Here is a 929-nt window from a genome sequence, read left to right as displayed (position 1 = left end):
CGACCCAGCCCGGGAGCTGCGAGTGCCACACGAGCGTGTGACCGCGGACGTCCATCCCCTGGCTCTCCGCGTGCCGGACGATCTGGTCCCCACCACTGAAGTTGAAGTTGCCCGGAGAACTCTCGACGGCGTCCCACTTCATCGAGTTCTCGGCGGTGACGCTGTTGAACTCACGGTTCAGCGTCTCGGCGTACTGCGCCTCGCCGAGGTGGTGCTCCGCGACCGCGGCGCCGAAGTACCGGCCCTTCTCCGCCGCCGAGGCGCCGAGCGTGTCGGCCGCCTGGGCCGTGCCGGCCGAGAGCGCGACGACGCCGGCCGACGCTATCGCGGTGGCCATACCGATGATCAACCCGGTACGGGCGCGCGAACGCGACCGCTTGGTCCCACGGGAGGAATCGCTGTTCATGCCTACCTCTTCTTCCGGTTGGGGGGACCGGACGGGAAATGAGGAACCGTCCGGACCGGTGATGTGGTCTTTCGCTGTGGTCTTTCGCCGACGGTGCGGGCCCGGGGGTGGGGTGAGCGGCCTGCAGCGCATGGCGTCACGTGGCGATCGCCAACGATTGATGGGGAGTATGCGCCTCGGCGAACGACCCGTCAACGCCCTGTTTCCGGAAGGTTTTCGGGGCAAAAAGATCCACGGCAAAGCGGCAGGACGGCGCTGAACTGGGCCGATGCAAGCCGGAGCGTTCGTCGGACAATCCAGCGACGGGGAAATGTGCCGGTTGCGTCTTCCGGCTTCCGAGAACAGATCAGCCGAACCATCGCGAAATAGTCGGCCAGCTTGGCCGAAAGCTTATGTCCAGCCTTCTGGCCTGCACTGATTCAAGTTGTTCGACCGGCCGAATGCCCGTTTCGTCTCCGATAATTTTCGGGAATCGATGGTCGAGCAGGGAATGTCGAGACCCGTGACCGCCCCGGCGCCGCGG

Annotated in this window: 1 protein-coding gene; it reads right to left on the bottom strand. The window is 65.6% G+C overall.

What is annotated here, in order from left to right; all coding sequences use genetic code 11:
• On the bottom strand, positions 1 to 406 hold a 406-nt coding region (locus GCU69_RS04590), incomplete at its 3' end, for an endo-1,4-beta-xylanase (RefSeq protein ID WP_176604524.1).
• Positions 407 to 929: the final 523 nt, after the last annotated feature.

The sequence above is a fragment of the Streptomyces lycii genome, assembly GCF_009735685.1.
Classification (GTDB): Bacteria; Actinomycetota; Actinomycetes; order Streptomycetales; family Streptomycetaceae; genus Streptomyces; species Streptomyces lycii.
This window is presented reverse-complemented; position numbering and strand designations above follow the sequence as displayed.